At 70.2% G+C, this 22423-nt stretch carries 2 protein-coding genes (1 of these 2 only partly in view); both read right to left on the bottom strand.

The window, feature by feature from the left end:
• Positions 1-3997, bottom strand: partial view of a non-ribosomal peptide synthetase gene (locus tag JK358_RS14190; protein WP_201947711.1) — the 5' portion only. 15032 nt of this gene lie to the left of the window's left edge; only the first 3997 of its 19029 coding nucleotides appear in the window; it begins with the start codon at positions 3995-3997; the stop codon falls past the left edge of the window.
• A complete protein-coding gene (locus tag JK358_RS14195) occupies positions 3997-21993 on the bottom strand; it encodes a non-ribosomal peptide synthase/polyketide synthase (protein WP_201947714.1) in 17997 nt (5998 codons plus the stop codon). Before JK358_RS14195 ends, JK358_RS14190 begins: the two co-directional genes overlap by 1 nt.
• Positions 21994-22423: the final 430 nt, after the last annotated feature.

Consider the following 22423-nt stretch of genomic DNA (forward strand, 5'->3'; position numbering starts at 1 on the left):
CGCGGTAGTCGCTCAGGTCCAGCTCATCGATGTAATGCACCGGCACGTCGACGGTTTCGGGCAGCACGAAGCCGTCGCGGCGGGTGCTGAGCACCGAATGCGGTGCGGCGGTGGCCAGGATGTGGCCGACGCGCTCGGCCGGATGGCTCGGATCCACCGGCACGTACGCGCCGCCGGCGCGCAGCACCGCGTACATGGCCACCACCAGCTCCACCGAGCGCGCCATGGCCAGCACCACCAGCGATTCCGGGCCGACCCCGGTGGCGATGAGGTGCCGGGCGAGCCGGTTGGACCGGTCGGACAGCTCGGTGTAGGTGAGCTCCTCGTCGCCGAAGACCAGCGCCCGCGCCTTCGGGGTGCGGGCCGCCTGCGACTCGAAACCCTGGTGCAGGAACACATCCGGCACCCGCGCGCCGGTGGCGTTCCAGCTGGAGGTCACGAAGTCGAGCTCACCGGCGTCCAGCAGTTCGATATCGCCCACCGGCAGTTCGGCGCGCGCGGTGGCCGCGGTGAGCAGACGGGTGAACTTGGTGGCGAGTTCACGCACCGTGTGCTCGTCGAAAAGGTCGGTGGCGTAGGTGTATTGGACGCGATAGCCGTCGCCTGCGTCGGTGATGGTCAGCTGCAGGTCGAACTTGGCGATACCCGGATCGAAGTCGACCTCGTCGACGGTGAGGCCGGGCAGCTCCGCGGTGATGTCGCCGAGGTTCTGCATGAACAGCGCGACCTGGAACAGCGGGTGGCGATTGCGGGCGCGGGCGGGGTTGAGCACCTCGACCAGCCGCTCGAAGGGCACATCGCGGTGCGCGAAGGCGCGCAGATCCTGGTCGCGCACATGGGCGATCAGATCGGCGAAGGACTGGTCGGGGCGGACCCGGGTGCGCAGCACCAGGGTGTTGACGAACATGCCGACCAGGTCGTCCAGCGCGGCGTCACCACGACCCGCGGCCGGGCTGCCGATGACGATGTCGCCGGTGGCCGACAGCCGGGCCAGCAGGGTGGCCAGGGCGGCGTGCAGCACCATGAACGGGGTGGAACGCGTGGCGGTGGCCACCCGTTCGACGGCCGCCCGCAGTTCGGGATCGATGGTGGTGTCGATCGACGCGCCCCGGAAGGTGGAGGCGGCCGGGCGCGGTCGGTCGGCGGGCAGATCCAGCTGTGCGGGCAGGTCGTCGAGTTCCTCCGCCCAGAAGGCGATCTGGCGGGCGGCCTCCGATTCCGAGTTGGACTCGTCGCCCAGCCAATTCCGCTGCCACAGCGCGTAATCGGCGTACTGCACGGTCAGCGGTTCCCACTGCGGTGCCGCGCCCTGCTGCCGGGCGAGGTAGGCCAGCACCAGGTCGCGCAGCAGCGGTCCGGCCGACGCGCCGTCGGCGGCGATGTGGTGGGCGACCAGCACCACGGTGTGGTCGGCGGGGCCGCAGCGCAGCAGGGCCACCCGCAGCGGGACCTCGGTGGTGACGTCGAATCCCTGTGCGGCGAGCCCGATCACAGCATCGGTCAGATCGGCTTCGGCGACGTCGCGCGGGGTGAGGTCGACCTGGAAGGCCGGCAGCACCAGCTGCGCCGGACCGGCCGCGCCGGACGGGTAGCTGGTGCGCAGCGACTCGTGCCGGTCGATCACATCGGCGACGGCCGCCGCCAGCGCCTCGACCTCGAGTTCGCCGCGCAGGCGCAGCGCGAACGGAATGTTGTCGGCGGCCGACGGATCGAAACCACCTGCGGCCGGATCGAATTCGCCGCGTGCGTAGGTGTTGAGGAACCACATGCGCTGCTGGGCGGGCGACAGCGGAATGTGGTCCGGACGCGGTCCGGCGGTCAGCGCGGGACGGGCCGCGACGCCACTGCCAGCGTGCGAGGCCAGCCCGGCGACCGTCGGACGGTCGAAGAAGTCCCGCACATCCAGGTGCGCGTCCAGCGCCTCGGACACCCGCGCGATGACGCGGGTCGCGATGAGCGAGTTGCCGCCCAGGGCGAAGAAGTCGTCGTCCGCGCCGACCCGCTCCAGACCGAGCAGCTCCGCGACAATGGCGGCCACGGCGATCTCCGCCGCACCCTCCGGCTCGCGGAATTCCGCTGTGGCGTCCCCGAATTCGGGTTCGGGCAGCGCCTTGCGCTCAAGCTTGCCGTTGGCGTTCACCGGCATCTCCGGCACCACCATGAGCAGCGAGGGCAGCATGTACTCGGGCAGCTGGGTGCGCGCCTGCGCCAGCACGGCGGCGGTGTCGATCGGCTCGTCACCCGCGGCGACCAGGTAGCCGACCAGGTGATCGCCGGTGGTGTGCTGCTTGAGCAGCACGGCCGCCTGTGCCACCGCGTCGTGGCGCAGCAGCGCGGCCTCCACCTCGCCCAGCTCGATCCGCAACCCGCGCAGCTTCACCTGGAAGTCGCTGCGGCCCAGGTATTCCAGTTCCAGCGGCCCGCCGTCCAGCGCCGGCATCCAGCGCACCAGATCACCCGTGCGGTACATGCGGTCACCGGCCGCGCCCTCGGGATTGGCGACGAAGCGATCGGCCGTCAGGCCGGGCTGACCCATGTAGCCGCGCGCCAACTGCACACCGGCCAGATACAGTTCGCCCACCACGCCCACCGGAACCGGACGCAGATTCTCGTCCAGCACCAGCATCTCGGTGTCGTCGGCGCCGACGCCGATCGGCACGGTGTCGACATCGGCGGCGGTGACCTCGTGCACGGTGATGTCGACGGTGGCCTCGGTGGGGCCGTACATGTTCCACAGCGTCGCGCCGCTGACATCGCGGAAGCCCGCGCCGGTCGCGGCGGGCAGCGCCTCACCCGAGCAGTACACCCCGCGCAGGCAGTCCGGGACCGGCACCTCGCCGCGCTCGGCCTCGGCCACGAAGACCGACAGCATGGACGGCACGAAATGTGCTGTGGTGACGCCGTATTCACGGATCATCCGCAGCAGGTAGGCCGGGTCGCGGTGCCCGTCGGGCGCGGCCAGCACCAGGCGCGCGCCCAACTGCAACGGCCAGAACAGCTCCCACAGCGACACGTCGAAGGTGAAGGGGGTCTTCTGCACCACCACATCGGCCGGGCCGATCTGGAAGATGCGCTGCCGCCAGCGCAGATTCGCGACGATCGCGCGGTGCGAGACGGCCACGCCCTTCGGGCGGCCGGTCGAACCCGAGGTGAAGATGACGTAGGCGATATTGTCCGGACGGGGCTGCGGCAGTGCGGGATCCGCGACCGGCGACGCCACCGCGTAGATGTCGACGCCGGATTCCCTACCGGCGCGCTCGAATTCGTCGATGCGCAGCACGGGGACGGTGCTGCCGAGATCCGGATGGTCGGCCGTGGTGGTCAGCACGACCGCCGGGCGCGCGATGCCGAGCACGTAGCCGATGCGGTCGGCCGGATGCTCCGGATCGATCGGCACATAGCCGCCGCCGGCCTTCAGGATGGCGTACATGCCGATCATCAGCTCGAAGGACCGGCGCACCGTCAGGCCGACCAGCACGTCCGGTCCGACGCCGAGCTCGATCAGGCGGCGGGCCAGCACGGTGGCGCGGGCATCGAATTCGGCGTAGGAGATCGACTCGTCGCCGAAGACCAGCGCCACCGCGTCCGGGGTGGCGCGCACCTGCTCCTCGAACACCGTCATCAGCGTCTCGGCCGGGGCCAGACCGGGATCGAGCACATCGGCGGCGGCGGAGACGGCGTCGTCGAGCAGGTCCTCGAGCACGGCGGCCAGTTCGCCCGCCTGGCCCTCGGTCAGCGCGGGCAGCGCACCCGACACCACGACCTGCACCAGCGCCTCGGACTCCAGCGCACCCGCCATCGCCTCGGAGAGGGTGCGGATCTCGGTGGCCAGATCGCGATAGCAGACGGTGTGCTCACCGTGCGCCAGCGCGACCCGCTCGGGTTCGAGCGCGGCCACCGTCTCGATCAGATGGGGCAGATCGGCGATACCGTAGGCATCGCGCAGCATCGCATGGCTGGAGAACCGGCTGGTAGCGATCGACTCCGCATGAACCATCAGAGGCTTCCTTCCGACTTGCTATCCGATCGAGATACCGGGTCCTGGCCGTCGACACGGGCGCGCGCGTCCGTCTCGAGCGTGCTCAGCAACCGGCTGAGGCCACCCGCACCGAGGGCGGCCAGAATGCCGGGGATCAATCCGGCAAGTGCGATGTTCACCAGCGCCTCCCGCTTCGCCGCCGCACCCATGGAGCGGGTGACCGCGGCGATCTTGTCGGCGAGCGTGCGATAGGTGACGGTGTGGTCGCCGTGGGCGACCGCCACGACCTCCGGGGCGACGGCCGCGGCGGCCGCGATCAGATCCGGCAGCTCGGCCAGCGCGACCGATTGCGAGAGCGCGGGCGCCGCAGCGGGTTTCGCGGTCACGGCGGCCGGTCGCGCGGATCGGCGCAGTTCCGATTCGACGCGAATATCGATGGCGCGCACCGCCATCGCCGGATCGGCGGCGACACTGTCCAGCACCCGGCGCAAGCGCGCGGCCAGCAGGGTCACCGTGGGTTCGGTGAAGATGTCGGTGGCATAGGCGAATCGCATCCGCAGACCGGTCACCCGGCCCGTGGCGTCGCGCGCCTCCACGACGGTGAACTGCAGATCGAACTTGGCCTCGGCCAGTTCGGGTTCGAGCACCTGCACCGCCAGGCCCGGCAGCTCCAGCACGCCGCCGGGCATGTTCTGGAAGGTCATGAGGACCTGGAACAGCGGCGTGAAGGAGTTCGAGCGGGCACGGCCGGTCGCCGCGGACACCGCGTCCACGACGCGTTCGAACGGGACATCGGCCTGATCGAAGGCGGCCAGGTCACGACGGTGCACCTGCTGCAGCAGCTCGGCGTAGGAGAGCCGCGAATCCACCTCGGTGCGGAGCACCACGGTGTTGACGAACATGCCGATCAGATCGTCGAGTGCCCGTTCGCCGCGGCCCGCGACCGCCACACCGATCGAAACATCTTGCTGGCCCGAGAGTTTGGCGAGCAGTACGGCGAACGCGGTGTGCACGGCCGCGAACAGGGTGGTGCCGTTGGCGCGGGCCACCTCGGACAGGCGTTCCACGGTCTCGCCCATCACATCGAAATCGACCACGGCACCGCGCATATCGCGGCGCGGCGGGCGGGGGCGATCGGTCGGCAGCGTCAATTGCTCCGGAGCAGAGGACAATTCGTCCACCCAGAAGCGCAGCTGACGAGACATCAGGCTGTCCGGATCCGCCTCGGATCCGAGCACCTCCCGCTGCCAGGCGGCGAAATCGGCGTACTGGATCTCCAGCGGCTGCCAGGCCGGAGCCCGGCCCGCGAGCCGGGAGGCGTACGCGGACACCAGATCCCGAGTCATGGGGAACACCGAGTAGCCGTCGGCGCAGATGTGGTGCATCACCGAGACCAGCACATGTTCGGCCGGGCCCGTCCGGAACAGGCGCACCCGCACCGGCGGGGCGACGGTGACATCGAACCCGGTGGTCACCGTCTCGAAGAGCAGCGCGGGCAGCTCGTCCGCAGAAGCCGGAATCGCGACCAGTTCCGCGTCCAGCTCCGCGACGGTCAGCAGCAGCTGCGCCGGTTCGCCGTCCACCTCCGGATAGCGGGTGCGCAGAATCTCGTGCCGCTCCAGCACATCACCCAGGGCGGCGGTGAGCGCCGGGACATCCAGTTCCCCGGTGAGCTTGATGGCGGCGGGCACGTTGTACGCACCCGACTCCGGATGCAGGCGGTTGAGCACCCACATCCGCTGCTGCGCCTGCGACAGCGGGGCCGGACCGGTATCCGTGCGCCGGGCCAGACGCGGGCGCGCCCGCTCGGGCTCGGCGGTCTCGATCCACCGCGCCAGCTCGGCCACGGTCGGGGCCTCGAACACGGTCGCCACCGGCACCCGCACACCCAGATCCGAACCCAGCCGCGCGGCCAGCCGCGTCGCCATGAGCGAATTGCCGCCCAGGGCGAAGAAATCCGAGTCCAGGCCGACGCGACGCGGCTCCGAGGGCAGACCGATGACCTCCGCGAAGCAGGCCGCGACGGCGATCTCGAGTGCGGATTCCGGCGCGCGGTAGGCGGCCGAGGCGAAGACCGGCTCGGGCAGCCGGGCACGGTCCACCTTGCCGTTCACGGTGAGCGGCAGCTCGGCCAGCACCACGATCGTGGCCGGGACCATGTACTTCGGGAGTTCGGCGGCCAGCGCCTCGGTCAGCGCGGCGGCGGCTTCCGTCCGGCGATCCGAATCGCATTCCGGCACAGCGGCATACGCGACAAGGCGGGCCCCGGCACCGGTGGCGTGCGCCACCGCGACGGCCGCGGTGACGCCGGGTTGCCCGCGCAGCGCGGTCTCCACCTCGCTGAGTTCGATGCGGAAGCCGCCGATCTTGACCTGGAAATCGGCGCGCTCGACGTATTCGAGTTCGCCCTCCGCACGCCAGCGCACGATATCGCCGGTGCGGTACATCCGGCCGGGCGCGAAGGGATCGGCAACGAAACGGTCGGCGGTGAGAGCCGCGCGGCCGTGGTAGCCGCGCGCCAGCTGCGCACCGGACAGGTACAGCTCACCGGGCACCCCGATCGGCACCGGGGTCAGCAGCCCGTCGAGCACGTAGACGCCGCTGTTCCAGGCGGGACCACCGATCGGCACCGCCCGCGCATGGCGCTCGCGCACCTCGTGCGCGGTGATCGAGACGGCCGCCTCAGTCGGTCCGTAGAGGTTGAACAGCTTGGCGCTGGAAGGAGATTCACCGTGCTTGTCGAGGAAGTCGGCGGCAGTCGCCACCGGCAGCGCCTCCCCGATGGCCAGCACCGCGCGCACCGAATCCGGCAGCGCTCCCCCGGCCAGCAGCATGCCCAGCAGGGACGGCACCGGGTGCAGCAGGGTGACGCGGCGGTCCTCGATCACAGCCCGCAGCCGGTCCGGATCACGCTCATCGCCCGGCGCGGTCACCACCAGGCTGCCACCGGTGACGAGCGCCGACCAGAACTCCCAAACCGACAGGTCGAACGTGGCGGGTGTCTTGAGCAGCGCCCGATCATCACGCCCCAGCGCGAAAGTGGCTTCCAGCCAGCGCAACTGGTTCACGATGGCGGAATGCGTGACCGCCACGCCCTTGGGGCGGCCGGTGGAACCCGAGGTGTAGATGACATACGCGGTGTTGTCCGCGCGCAGCGGCGAGACACGGTCGGCGTCCGTCACCGGCTCGGCCGACAAACCCGACAGCTCGAGCTCGTCGATCCGCAGCACCGTCACGGGCCGCGGCGGCGACTCGAGCGCGAAGCCGTCGCGGGCAGTGGTGAGCACGCAGGCGGGTGCGGCCGATTCCACGATGTAGGCGATGCGGTCGGACGGGTGGTCCGGGTCGATGGGGACGTACGCGCCACCGGCCTTGACCACGGCGTACATGGCCGTCACCAGGTCGATGCCGCGGCGCATGGCGAGTACGACACCCGTTTCGGGGCCGACGCCCGCGGCGATCAACCGCCGGGCGAGGCGATTGACCTCGGCGTCGAATTCGGCGTAGGTGCGGGCGGTTTCGCTGTGTGCGTCGAGTAGGGCGAGCGCGTTCGGACTGCCGGCCACCTGAGCGTCGAACAGGTCGACCAGGGTCGCCGGGGTGAGGGCGCGCGCGGTGGCGTTCCACTCGCCGAGCATCCGGCCGCGCAGGTCCGGGCCGAGCAGGTCGATTCGGCCGACCGGCGTTTCCGGTTCCGCCGCAACGGTTTCCAGCACCCGGGTCAGCGCTTCGGCGAAGCGGCGCACGGTGGACTCGGTGAACAGATCGGTGGCGTAGCCGAGGGTGAGGTCCAGGCCGGTCGGCGCACCGGAATCGCCGTAGTGGTCCACGGCGAACAGGTGCAGATCGAATTGCGCCACGTAGGTGTCGAATTCGAGTTCGGCGACCGTCAGTCCGGGGAGCTGGAGTTCGGCGCGGTCATGGTTCTGGAAGGACAGGCCGACCTGGAACAGCGGGTGCCGGGCGGTGGAACGGACCGGGTTCAGCACCTCGACCAGGCGCTCGAACGGGACGTCGGCGTGCGCGAAGGCGGCGATGTCACCGGCCCGGACGCGCGCCAGCAGGGCGGCGAACGACTCGGTGGCGTCGATGCGGGTGCGCAGGGCCAGCGTATTGACGAACATGCCGATCACGTCGTCCAGCGCGGCCGCACCACGGCCCGCGATGGGCGTGCCGACGGCGATGTCGGTGGTGCCGGACAGCCGCGACAGCAGGGTGGCGAAGGCGGCGTGCACCACCATGAACAGGGTCGCGCCGCGTCGGCGGCCCACCTCGGTGAGGCGGGCGTGCAGGTCCGCGTCCAGGGGGAAGCGAACGTAGCCGCCGCGCAGGCTCTGCTGCGCCGGCCGGACGTGATCGGCGGGCAGGTCCAGCTGATCGGGCAGGCCGGCCAGCGTCTCGCGCCAGTAGGCGAGCTGCCCGGCGGCCACCGACGCCGGATCGTCCTCCGCGCCGAGCAGCGCGTGCTGCCACAGCGCGTAATCCGCGTACTGCACGGTCAGCGGAGCCCAGGTGGGCGCTACACCGTCCAGGCGGGCGGCGTAGGCCACCATGAGGTCGCGCACGAACGGCACCACCGAGGAGCCGTCCGCCGAAATATGGTGCAGCACACCGGCGAGCACGAACTCACCGGTGGCCGTGCCGGAGGCGTCGACCAGCCGCAGCAGCATCGCGCGCACCGGCACGTCCACCGTCACATCGAAGGTGGTGGCGAACAGCTCGGTGATGCGCTGTGGCAGTTCGGCTTCGGTGAGATCGGCCGGAAGCAGCTCCGAGATCACCTGCGGGGCAGGCAGGATCACCTGTGCCGGGCCGTCCGCCGCCTCCGGGTAGATGGTACGCAGGGTCTCGTGTCGCGCGATCACATCCAGGTACGCGGCGGCCAGGGCATCGGCGTTCAGATCACCCGAAAGACGCAGGGCCAGTGGGATGTTGTAGGCCGTCGACGCGCGGTCGAAACGGTTGAGGAACCACATGCGCTGCTGCGCGGGCGACAGCGGGAGCCGATCCGGGCGCGCACCCGCCACCAGCGGCGGCCGCGAAGCCTCGCCCGCACCGGATTCCAGGTGCGCGGCCAGGGCGGACACCGTCGACGCCTCGAACAGGGTGCGCACGCCCACGGTGGTGTCGAAGACCGCGCCCAACCGGACCACGGCCTTGGCCGCCAGCAGCGAACTGCCGCCCAGGGTGAAGAAGTCGTCGTTCGCGCCGACGGCCTCGACACCGAGCAGATCGGCGAACACGCCCGCCACCACTTCTTCGGCGACGGTCGCGGGGGCGCGATACGCCGCGGTCTCGAACACCGGCGCGGGCAGGGCGGAGCGATCCAGCTTGCCGGAAGCATTGAGCGGGAACGCATCCAGCACCATCAGCGCCGCCGGAACCATATAGCCGGGCAGCGCGGCGGCCAGCCCGGCCTTCACCGCGTCGAGATCGGTCACAGCGTCCGGCTCGCGCAGCACGTAGCCCACCAGCTGATCGCCCACGTGCGTGTCCGAATGCACCACCACGACCGCCTGGTTCACCCCGGGCTGCGCCAGCAGGGCGGTCTCGATCTCGCCGAGCTCGATACGCAGGCCGCGCACCTTCACCTGGAAATCGGTGCGGCCCAAGTAAACAAGCTCGCCCTCGGCGTTCCACGACACCAGGTCGCCGGTGCGGTACATACGCGCACCCGGGCGACCGTACGGATTGGCCACGAACCGGTCCGCCGACAGATCCGGACGACCCAGATAGCCGCGCGCCAGCTGATCACCGGCCAGATAGAGCTCACCCGCGATACCGGGCGCGACCGGATGCAAACGCGCGTCCAGCACATAGGTCTGGGTGTTCCACACCGGACGGCCGATCGGAACGACGACGGAATCCGTATCCGTCACCTCGTGATAGGTGACCTCGACGGCCGCCTCGGTCGGGCCGTACAGGTTGTGCAACCGCGCTCCGGTCAGCTCCCGCAACCTGGCCGCGGTCCCGGCGGGCAGGCCCTCACCGGAGGCGAACACCTGATGCAGACCGGTGCACGCGGGCACCTTGCCGGACTCCAGCGCGGACACGAACACCGACAGCATGGACGGCACGAAATGGGCGACGGTGATATCCGCCCGGTCGATCAGCTCCGCCAGATAGGCCGGATCGCGGTGTCCGTCCGGAGCGGCCACCACCAGGCGCGCGCCAACCTGCAAGGGCCAGAAGAACTCCCACACCGACACGTCGAAGGTGAACGGCGTCTTCTGCAGGACCACATCATCGACGGTCAGGTTGTACTGCGCCTGCCCCCACAGCAGCCGGTTCGCCACTGCGGCGTGGGATACGGCCACGCCCTTGGGGCGGCCGGTCGAGCCCGAGGTGAAGATGACGTAGCAGGCGTTCGAATCACGCAGCGGAGCACGACGATCGGAGTCGGTGAGCGGCGTGGCCGGGTAGCCCGACAGATCGAGCTCGTCGATCCGCAGCACCCCTGCCGTACCGGCAGGGCGGGGGTCCTCGAATCCGTCACGCGCGGTGGTGAGCACGCAGATCGGGGCCGCGGACTCGAGGATGTGGATGATGCGATCGGCCGGGTGATCGGGGTCCACCGGGACATAGGCGGCACCGGCGGCGAGGATGGCGTACATGCCGACCAGGAGCTCGTGGGAGCGCCGGATCGCCAGCGCCACACGGGATTCCGGGCCGACGCCGGATTCGACGAGCTTGCGGGCCAGGCGGTGCACGCGGTCGGCGAACTCGCCGTAGGACAGAACTGTCCCCTCGAATTCGACGGCGGGCGCGTCCGGGCAGGTCAGCGCTCGGGCCTCGAACAGCGCGACCAGCGTCGCGGAATCACCGGAACCGTTGGCGGGCAGCAGGTTCCGCACATCGTGCGCGGTGTCGTTCCAGCCCGTCAGCACGCGGTCGCGCTCGTCACCGATGAGCAGGTCGATATCGCCGACCGGGCGAGCCGGATTCTCGGTGATCGCCGCCAGCAGCGACACCAGCCTGCGCGCGTAGTCCCCGACCGTGGAATCGTCGAAAAGGTCCGTGGCGTAGCTGATCTCGATATCCAGGCCGCCGGAGCTGCCGTCCGTGCCACGGTTCTCCAGCACGGTGAACTGGAGGTCGAACTTGGCCACCCCGGAGTCCAGGGCGACCGGCTCCAGCTTCAGCCCCGGCAGCTCCACCGCGGGCAGGCTGTAGTTGTGGAAGGTCAGCGCCACCTGGAACAGGGGGTGCCGGGCCTGCGAGCGGGCCGGGGCCAGCACCTCCACCAGGCGTTCGAACGGCGCCTCGGCATTCGAGAGCGCGGCGATATCGCCTTCGCGCACCGACTTCAGCACCGTGGCGAAGTCCGCGCGCGGATCGATCTCGGAGCGCAGCACCAGGGTGTTGACGAACATGCCGACCAGACCGTCCAGGGCCTGCTCACCACGGCCCGCGACGGCGGTGCCGATGGCGATGTCCGTGCTGTTGGACAGCCGCGCCAGCAGCACCGCCAGCGCCGCGTGCACGGTGCTGAACAGGGTGGCGTCGTGCTTGCGCGCCAATTCGCCCAGCCGGCCGTGCAACTCGGCGTCGACGGTCGTGCGATGGGTGCCGCCGCGCAGCGAGGCGACGGCGGGGCGCGGCCGGGCGGCGGGCAGTTCCAGTTGCTCGGGCAGTCCGGACAGGCGCTGCCGCCAGAACTCCAGCTGCCGGTGTGCCAGGGACTCCGGGTCCGACTCCGCCCCGCGCCGTTCGGCCTGCCACAGGGTGTAGTCGGTGTAGGTCACCGGCAGCGGCTGCCACGCGGGCGCGGCGTCGGCGCGGCGGGCCTGGTACGCGACCATGAAGTCGGTGGCCAGCGGACCGAGCGAGAAGCCGTCCGCACTGATGTGGTGCACCACCAGCACGAGGACGTGCTCGGTGTCACTCGCGCTGAACAGCGCCGCGCGCAAGGGGATCTCGGTGGTGAGATCGAATCCGCGACCGATCAGCTCCGCCACGCGACCCGGAATCTCGTCCTCGGTGGCGCGCGCACTCAGCAGCTCGACCTCCGCCGCGGGCATGATCCGCTGCTCGGGACCGTCCGGCCCGTCCGGGAAGACGGTGCGCAGGGTCTCGTGGCGCAGCACCACATCCCGCAGGGCGGTCTCGAGCACCGCACTGTCCAGAGCGCCCGAAAGCCGCAGTACCAGTGGAATATTGTCCGACGCCGCACCGGGACCGGCGGCGGTCTCGGACCAGTGGTAGCGGTTGAGGAACCACATGCGCTGCTGGGCATCCGACAGCGGCACCCGCTCCGGTCGGGGCCGTGCGATCAGCGGCAGGTGCGCGCCCGCGCCGGATCGCTCCTGGGCGAGCACGGCCAGCGCGGAAACCGTCGGCGCGTCGAAGAGATCGCGCACCGACAGCTGCGCGTCCAGCGCCGCGCCGATCCGGGCCACCGCGCGGGCCGCGAGCAGCGAACTGCCGCCGAGGGTGAAGAATTCGTCGTTCGCGCCGACGGTCTCGACACCGAGCAGATCGGCGAACACGCCCGCCACCACTTCTTCGGCGACGGTCGCGGGGGCGCGATACGCCGCGGTCTCGAAGACCGGGGCGGGCAGGGCGGAGCGATCCAGCTTGCCGGAAGCGTTGAGCGGGAAGACATCCAGCACCACCAGGGCCGCCGGAACCATATAGCCCGGCAGCGCACCGCCCAGCGCGGACTTGATCGCGTCGAAGTCGATGACGGCATCGGGCTCGCGCAGCAGGTAGCCGACCAGCTGATCGCCCACGTGCGCGTCGGCGTACACCACCACGACCGCCTGGCTCACGCCCGGCTGGTCCAGCAGGGCCGTCTCGATCTCACCCAGTTCGATGCGCAGGCCGCGCACCTTCACCTGGAAATCGGTGCGGCCCAGATAGATCAGCTCACCGTCGGGATTCCAGGAGACCAGGTCACCGGTGCGGTACATGCGCGCACCCGGGCGACCATACGGATTGGCCACGAACCGGTCCGCCGACAGATCCGGACGGCCCAGATAGCCGCGCGCCAGCTGATCACCCGCCAGATAGAGCTCACCCGCGATACCCGGGGCGACCGGATGCAGGCGGGCGTCCAGCACATAGGTCTGGGTGTTCCACACCGGGCGGCCCATGGGCACGAACGCCGTATCCGTCTCGGCCACCTCGTGATAGGTGACCTCGACGGCCGCCTCGGTCGGCCCGTACAGGTTGTGCAGCCGGGCACCGGTCAGCTCCCGCAGCTTCGCCGCGGTGCCGACGGGCAGACCCTCACCCGAGGCGAACACCTGCCGCAGGCCGGTGCAGCGGGGCACCGAGCCCGACTCCAGGGTGGAGACGAACACCGACAGCATGGACGGCACGAAGTGGACGACCGTGATTCCGGCCCGGTCGATCAGGTCTGCCAGGTACACCGGATCGCGGTGCCCGTCCGGAGCGGCCACCACCAGACGCGCACCGATCTGCAAGGGCCAGAAGAACTCCCACACCGACACATCGAAGGTGAACGGCGTCTTCTGCATGACGACATCGGCCGCGGTGAGGTTGTACTGCGCCTGGCCCCACAGCAGACGGTTGACCACCGAGGCATGGGACACGGCCACACCCTTGGGGCGGCCGGTCGAGCCCGAGGTGAAGATGACGTAGCAGGCGTTCGAATCACGCAGCGGAGCACGACGATCCGCATTCGTCAGCGGCTCGGCCGAGTATCCCGACAGATCGAGCTCGTCGATCCGCAGCACCCCCGGAGCCGCGTCGGAACCGCGAGGATCCTCGAATCCGTCACCCGCGGTGGTCAGCACGCAGATGGGAGCCGCGGACTCCAGGATGTGGATGAGGCGATCGGCCGGATGATCGGGGTCCACCGGGACGTACGCGCCGCCGGCGGCGAGGATGGCGTACATGCCGACGAGTAGATGATCGGAGCGCCGGATCGCCAGTCCGACACGGGATTCCGGACCGACCCCGTACTCGACGAGCTTGCGGGCCAGGCGGTGCACGCGGTCGGCGAACTCGCCGTAGGACAGAACTGTCCCCTCGAATTCGACAGCGGGCACGTCCGGGCAGGTCAGAGCGCGGGCCTCGAACAACGCGACCAGCGTCGCGGCGGCCTCGGAGCCGGTGGCGGGCAACAGGTTCCGCACATTGTGCGCGGTGTCGTTCCAGGCCATCAGGACGCGGGAGCGCTCGTCGCCGGTGAGCAGGTCGATATCGCCGACCGGGCGATCCGGGTTCTCGGTGACGGCGTCCAGCACCGCTTCGAGCCGACGCGCGAAGACCGCGATGGTGGACTCGTCGAAAAGGTCTGTGGCGTAGGTGAACTGGGCGGCGAGTTCACCGGTGTCGGCGTCCTCGACCAGCGACAGCTGCAGGTCGAACTTGGCGGTCCCGGGGTCGAGTTCGATCCGGGACACCGTCAGGCCGTCGAGTTCCAGGCGCTGCCGGGTGGTGTTCTGCAGGTCCAGCGCCACCTGGAACAGCGGGTGCCGGGCCTGCGAGCGGGTCGGGCTGAGCACCTCCACCAGGCGCTCGAACGGCACGTCCGCGTGCGCGAAGGCGCGCAGGTCCGCCGCGCGCACCTGGGCGAGCAGTTCCCGGAACGTGCGGTGCGCGGCGACCTCGGTCCGCAGCACCAGGGTGTTGACGAACATGCCGACCAGGTCGTCCAGCGCCTGCTCGCCGCGACCGGCGACCGGGGAGCCGATCGAGATGTCACTGGTGCCGGACAGTTTCGCCAGCAGGGTCGCGAAGGCGGCGTGCGACACCATGAACAGGGTGGTGTGCTCGCGCTCGGCGAGCTCCCGCAGCCTGCGATGCAGGGCCGCCGGGACGGCGAACCCGTACTGCGCCCCGCGCCGGGAGGCCACGGCCGGGCGGGGCCGGTCGCCGGGCAGCTCCAAAGCCTCGGGCTGGCCGGACAATTCGGCGCGCCAGAAGCGAATCTGCGCGGCCAGCAGCGATTCCGGATCGTGCTCGTCACCCAGGATCTCGCGCTGCCACAGCGTGTAGTCGGCGTACTGCACCGGCAGCGGTGACCACTGCGGCGTCTGCCCGGCGCGTCGAGACGTGTAGGCCACCATGAGATCCCGCGTCAGCGGCGCGATGGACCAGCCGTCGGCGGCGATATGGTGCACGGCCATCACCAGCACGTGCGTCTCGGGGGCCAGGCGCAGCAGGGTGAGCCGGGCGGGCGGCCGCTCGTCCACCGCGAACGGCTCCACCGCCAGCGCGAAGACGCGGCCCGGCAGATCGGCCTCGGTCACCTCGTCGGAGACCAGGGCGACGCGCGCGTCCTCGACCGGCAGCACCAGCTGACGGCCGACGCCCGCCACGGCCGGGTACATGGTGCGCAGCGTCTCGTGCCTGCCGACCACGTCCACCACCGCCGCCGCCAACGCCGCCGCGTCGAGCGGACCGTCCAGGCGAATGCCCGCGACCAGGTTGTCCGCGACCGACGCCTTGTCGAAGCGGTTCAGGAACCACATCCGCTGCTGCGCGTACGACAGCGGCACCACCTCGGGCCGCTCCCCCGCCAGCAGCGGAATCCGCGCACCGGTTCCGGCCAGTTCGCCCAGCCGCACCGCCAGCTCCGCCACGGTCGACGCCTCGAACAGCAGCCGCACCGGAACCTGGGTGTCCAGCGCGGAACCCAGCCGGGCCACCACCTGCGTGGCGATCAGCGAATTACCGCCCAGTTCGAAGAAGTCGTCGTCCGCGCCGACACCCGGCTGCGCGGCGTCCGCGCTCCCCGCGCTCGTTTCGCCCGCACCGGCGGTGTCCGCCGTGGTCGGCGAGCCCAGCCCCAGCACGGCGGCGAAGACCTCCGCGACGAGCCGTTCGTTCGGCGTTGCCGGAGCTCGGAATTCGCGGCGGGTGAACACGGGAGCGGGCAGGGCGCGAAGGTCCAGCTTGCCGTTGGGAGTCATCGGCAGGGCGTCGAGGACGGTGAACGCGGCCGGGACCATGTAGGCGGCCAGCCGACCGGCCAGCGCCGCCCGCACCTCGGCGATATCGAGGCCACCGGCCTCGGGAACCAGGTAGGCGGCCAGCTGTTCACCGGCACGCGCCGGATCGGTGTGCACGACGACCACGGCCTGACGCACCGACGGATGCGCCGCCAGCGCCGCCTCGATCTCGCCGAGTTCGATGCGGAAGCCGCGCACCTTGACCTGGGAGTCGTTGCGGCCCACGTACTCCACGGTGCCCGCGGCGGTCCAGCGCACCAGATCGCCGGTGCGGTACATGCGTTCGCCGGGCGCCCAGGGGCTGGCCACGAAGCGGCCCGCGGTCAGTTCGGGTCGCCCGTGGTAACCGCGCGCCAATTGCGCTCCCGCTACGTACAACTCGCCGATGACACCCACCGGCACCGGGCGCAGCCGGGCATCCAGCACCCATTCGCGGATACCGCGCAGCGGCGTGCCGATGGTCACCGGGGCATCCGCCGTCAGCGGCGCGCTGGCATTGACCACCACGGTGGTCTCGGTGGGACCGTAGGCGTCGACGAAGGTCCGCCCGGCGTCGGCCCAGCGCCGCACCAGTTCCGGCGGACACGCCTCACCGCCGACGGCGAGCGAGCGCAGCGCGGGCAGGGCGGCCGGATCCAGGGTGGATACCGCCGACGGCGTCATGACCAGGTGCGTGACGCGGTGCGCGTGCATCAGATCGGACAGTTCCGGCCCGGCCTGGATGCCGGCGGGAGCGATCACCAGGGTGGCCGCGGAATCCACCGCCAGCAGCAGCTCGGCCACCGTGATGTCGAAAGACGGTGAGGCGACGTGCAATACGCGGGCATCGGCGGCGCATCGATAGCGAGCGGTCTGCTCGGCGGCCAGTCCGGCCAGGCCCGCGTGGGTGACCAGCACGCCCTTCGGGACGCCGGTGGAACCGGAGGTGTAGATGGCGTAGGCGACATTGCCGGGACGCAGCGGCCGGAGTCGATCGGCATCGGTCACGGGCGCGAATTCGCCGTCCATGGGGTCGAATTCGACGGTGCCGAAGCCGAACTCGGGATCGTCGAGGGCCAGCCAGTCCACACCGCCGGGGAGTCCGGCGCGGGCCGCCGCGAGGGTCAGGCCCAGGGTCGTCCCCGAATCGGTGATCAGGTGGTTGATGCGCTCGGCCGGGTAGTCGATGTCCACCGGCAGCCAGCCGGCGCCGGTCTTGACGACCGCCCACACCGCGAAGATCGACTCCAGCGAACGCGGTACGGCGACCGCCACCAGATCGTCGGGTCCGACGCCGCGTTCGATCAGGAACCGGGCCAGGCGATTCGAGCGGGTGTCGAGTTCGGCGTAGGTCCAGCTGCGGTCGCCGTCGACCAGTGCGGGATGGTTCGGGTCGGCGTGGACGGCCGCCGCGAACATGTCCGTCAACAGACCGGTTGCCCTCAATTCGCCGCCGGAACGTCCGGCCAGATCGGCGAATTCGGCCGCGGAGAGGATCGGCAGCGCACCCACCGCCGTGCCGGGCTCGGCGCACACGGCCGCGAGCAAACGCTCGAAACGGTGCGCGAGAACGACAATGGCGGCGGGATCGAAAAGATCCGTAGCGAAGGTGAACTCCGCCCGAATCCCCGCCGGTGCCGGACCTTCCCCGGGACCGGCACCGGCGAAGCTTTCGGTGACCGCGACCGACAGGTCGAACTTGGTCACTCCGGTGTCCAGCGTACCTGTCGTGGCAAGCACTCCGGGCAGTTCGACACTGATGTCTCCCACCGCGGTGAAGGACAGCGCGGTCTGGAACAACGGATGCCGGGCTTGCGAACGCGGTGGATTCAGCACGTCGACGAGCTGCTCGAACGGCACATCGGCATGCGCGAACGCCGCCAGATCGGCTTCTCGCACCCGGTGTGCGAATTCGCGGAACGTCAGCGCGTCGTCCACCACGGTGCGCAACGGCAGCGTGTTGACGAACATGCCGATCAGGTCGTCGAGTTCGCGCGCGCCGCGACCGCCGACCGGCGTGCCGATCACGATGTCGGACTCGCCGGACAAACGCGACAGCAGCACCGCCAGCACGGCGTGCATCAGCATGAAGGTCGAAACGCCCTCGGCGCGCGCGGTTTCCGCGATCCGGGCGTGCAGCTCGGCGGACAGCTCCACCGTTTCCGCCGCACCCCGGCCGCTCGCCAGCGCCGGGCGCGGGCGATCCGCGGGCAGATCCAGCGCATCCGGCGCGCCCGCCAGGGTCTGCCGCCAGAACTCCAACTGCCGGGAGACCAGCGAATCCGGATCCGCCGCATCACCCAGCCGATCCCGTTGCCACAGCGTGTAATCGGCGTACTGAATGGACAATTCCGGCCAACCGGGCGCACTGCCCTGCGTCCGCGCGGTATAGGCCATCATCAGATCGCGCGCCAGCACCGGCAGCGAAAGACCGTCCGCCGCAATGTGGTGCAGCACCACGGCCAGGGCGTATTCGCCGCCCTCTCGCGAAACCGGGCCGACCAGTTCGGAATTGGGCAGTTCGGCGGCACCGTCCGACCCGGACTCGCCCGCACCACCCGCGACCGGATACAACCGGGCACGGAAGGGCAACTCGTACTCGAGGTCGAAGCCACGCGCCGCGAATTCGGCCAGCGCCGCCTCGAGTTCCGCAGCGCCCGCCGCATCGGCGATCGGCAGCAGCTCCGAATCCGGCACCGGCAGCACGCGCTGCGTCGCGAATCCGTCCTCGGTCGACGGGAATACGGTGCGCAGTACCTCGTGCCGCTCCAGCACATCGGCCAGCGCCGCGCGCAACGCCGCATCGTCCACCGCGCCGCGCAGGCGGATCACGAACGGCATGTTGTAGTTCGCGCTGGCGGTGTCGAAGCGATTGATGAACCAGATGCGCTGCTGCGCCGGGGACAGCGGCAGCACCTCCGGACGCTCCCGGCGCACCAGGCGCACAGTGGCCCCGGTCGCGGCGTCCGCGTTCAGGAAACTGTCGTCGATGACCGCGGCGAGCGCGGCGACACTGGTGGCGGAGAACATCTCCCGCAGCGTCAGCTCGCAGCCGAGCTCGGCGTTCAGCCGGGCCGCCACCTGCGTGGCCACCAGACTGTTGCCGCCCAGCGCGAAGAAATCGTCGGTGCGGCCGATGCGCTCACCGCCCAGCACCTCACCGAAGATCCGCGCCACCGTGCGCTCGACGGCCGTGACCGGCTCCTCGTGCCGCGCGGCCACCCGCACCGGTTCGGGCAGGGCGGCGCGATCCAGTTTGCCGGAGGCATTGACCGGCAACGCGTCCAGCACCATATACGCGCTCGGCACCATATACGCGGGCAGCGCCCGCGCCGCGGCGGCCCGCAACGGGGTCGACTCGAGCGACGCGTCCGCGACCACATAGGCGACCAACTGGTCGTTCCGCACGATCACCACCGCGCGGGCCACACCCTCGACCGCCGCGAGGACGGCTTCGATCTCGCCGAGCTCGATACGCAGGCCGCGCACCTTCACCTGGAAATCGGTGCGGCCCAGGTACTCCAGCTCCCCGTCCGCCGTCCAGCGGACCAGATCACCGGTGCGGTACATGAGCGCGCCGGACTCCGCGAACGGGTCGGCGACGAAACGCTCGGCCGTCAGCCCGGATCGGGCCACATAGCCCCGGGCGAGCTGTACCCCCGACAGATACAGCTCACCCGGGGTGCCCACGGGCACCGGCCGCAAGCGTGCGTCGAGCACGTACAGCCGGGTGTTGAACACCGGCGCGCCGATCGGCACGGTCTCGGTGTCCGCGGCCGTCACCTCGTGGTAGGTGACATCGACCGCAGCTTCGGTCGGGCCGTAGAGATTGTGCACCGCACAGCCGAGCAGCGCGCGCAGCCGGGCGGCCGTCGCGGCGGGCAGCGCCTCACCGGAGGCGAACACCCGGCGCAGCGTCGACAGAGTGGCCGCCTGCTTCGAATTCAGGTCCGCCAGAAAGGCATCGAGCATGGACGGTACGAAATGTGCTGTGGTGACGCCGTATTCGGCGATCACCCGGGCGAGATAGGCTGGATCGCGGTGGCCGTCCGGCTGCGCCAGCACCAGCGTCGCGCCGATCTGCAAGGGCCAGAAGAACTCCCACACCGAGACATCGAAGGTGGCGGGCGTCTTCTGCAGCACCACATCAGCCGGGACCAAGCCGTAGGCGCGCTGCATCCACACCAGCCGGTTCACGATGGCGGCGTGACTCACGGCCACACCCTTCGGGCGGCCGGTCGAACCGGAGGTGAAGATCACATACGCCGTGTTCGCCGCATGGAGCGCGCCTCCGCGCTCGGCCTCCGTGATCGGCGCGCCGGAGCGGCCGGACAGTTCCAGCCCGTCGATGCTCACCGTGGCGACCGCGACCTCGGGGCGATCGGCCGTTCTGGTCAGAACCAGTGCCGGAGCGGCGGTTTCGAGAATATGGGCGGTGCGCTCGGCCGGATGGTCCGGATCCAGCGGCACATAGGCCGCGCCCGCCGCCTGCACGGCGTACATGGCGACCACCAGGTCCGGGCAGCGCCGCAGGTGCAGCGCGACCAGCGACTCGGGACCGACACCCAGTGAAATCAGGTGGCGGGCAAGACGATTCACCCGCTCGGCGAACGCGCCGTAGGTCAGATCCGGGCTGCCCGCGAACCGCAGGGCCGTGGCCTCCGGCGTCCGCGCCGCCTGCGCCTCGAACATCGAGACCAGCGTCGCGGCGCGATCCACCGGATAACCGGTGTCGTTCCAATGCCGCAGCACCACATCGCGTTCCAGCTCGGTGCAGACATCCACCTCGGCCGGCAGCGCCGCCGGATCCAGGTCGACCAGCCGCTCCAGGAACCGCAGGAAGCGCGCGTGATGACGGGCGATCTCATCGGCGGTGTACAGATTCGGGTTCACCTCGAAATCCAGGTGCACCCGCTCGTTGTCCCCGTAGAAGACATTGAGGCTCATGTCCTCGATCGGACCGGTCGACATCAGATGCAGCCGCCCGGCGATCTCGCCGAAATCCAGCCGGGAGTGGAACAGCATGATGTTGACCATCGGGCCGAACAGCGCCCGCGAGGCCGGACTGCCCGCGCGCTCGGCGTCACGGCGGATGTCCTCGTGCCGGTAGCGCTGATGCCGCAGGGCGCCCGAGACCTCGATGCGGGTCGCGGTCAGCAGTTCCTGCCAGGTGGTGCGCGGGCCGACCGGCATACGCAGCGGCACGATATTCGAGAGCATGCCTGTCGAGCGCCGCATGACCGCGGTGGTGCGCGCCGTCACCGGCAGGCTCAGCACCGCCTCGTCCTTACCGGTCAACCGGGCCAGGTAGGCGGCGAAGGCGGCCAGGATGACCACCGGCAGACCGGAATCCTGCTGCACGCCAAGGGTTTCGATACGATCCTGCAGATCGGCGGGCAGCGCCCTACCGAACACCAGATTGCCCGCGGCGCGCGGTGCGGTACGGCCGTTGAGGGTGGTGACGGCGTCCAGGCCCCGGGTGCGCTCGGCCCAGTGCTCCCGGTCGGACCGGAAGCGGCTGCTCTCGCGATACTCCAGCTCGGAGGCGACCAGCTCGCGCAGCGGGCCGACCCGCACCACCTCGGGGTCCACACCCTGCCGCAAGGCGGTGTAGCGCTTGGCCATCCACTGCAGCACGCTCATGGCGGCATAGCCGTCACCCACGATGTGGTGCGCGCGCACGAACCAGAACCAGCGCTGATCCCCGGCCCGGAGCAGGGCGGGCGCGAACAGTTTGTCGGTGAGCACGTTCACCGGGCGGACCATGTCGGCGCGCATCCATTCATGCGCCGCCGCAACGGGATCCGGCTCGGAGCGGAAGTCGAGGACGGTGGTGTCGTGGTCCTGGACGCTCAGATCCAGGTACTGGCAGGGCTGTCCGTCGACCTCGGCGAAGCGCAGCTGCGAGGAGCGCCAGACCGAGACGCCGTCCTGGGACACCCGCAACAGCAGCTCGACATCGAGATCGCCTCGGATGTCGACGTATTGGGCCATGTTGACAGGCACGTCCGGCTCCAGCAGCTGGGCGTACCAGACGCCGATCTGCGCGGGACCGAGTGGGAACGGCGCGGAATCGCCCGGCTCGTACCCACCCAACTCCGTACCCTGCACCGAAGCCTCCTTGTCCTGGCCGATCGGCCGACCGCCGGACCACGTGTGGGCATCACGAAATAGACCTGGGGTATCGCGTGGTGCGATGCCACAGGCCGCGGAAAACCGCACAGCCCTTGGTGATTCGACGAATGCGCGGGCGCCCTCCGTGACGCCGTGCGCGCGTGATCAAACTAGTGCGCGAGCCGGCCGGGACTGGCACGTCACCGACCGGGATGCGGGTGCCTCCGGGTCATCCGCATCGGGTTGTCCTGCTACCGATCTCCTCCAACTTCACCGACGCTCGTCAGTCCGCCGCGAGCGCCGCGTTGTCGCCTGCATCACATGGATGCCGTCCATGCATTGCGAACACTAGGCGCTGTAAGAATAAAACGGAACTTTTTCCGAAAAAAAAGTTGGACGAGCGTCTAGTTGGTTCCGATCGATGCGC

This window comes from Nocardia acididurans, from assembly GCF_016741815.1.
GTDB classification, from domain to species: domain Bacteria; phylum Actinomycetota; class Actinomycetes; order Mycobacteriales; family Mycobacteriaceae; genus Nocardia; species Nocardia acididurans.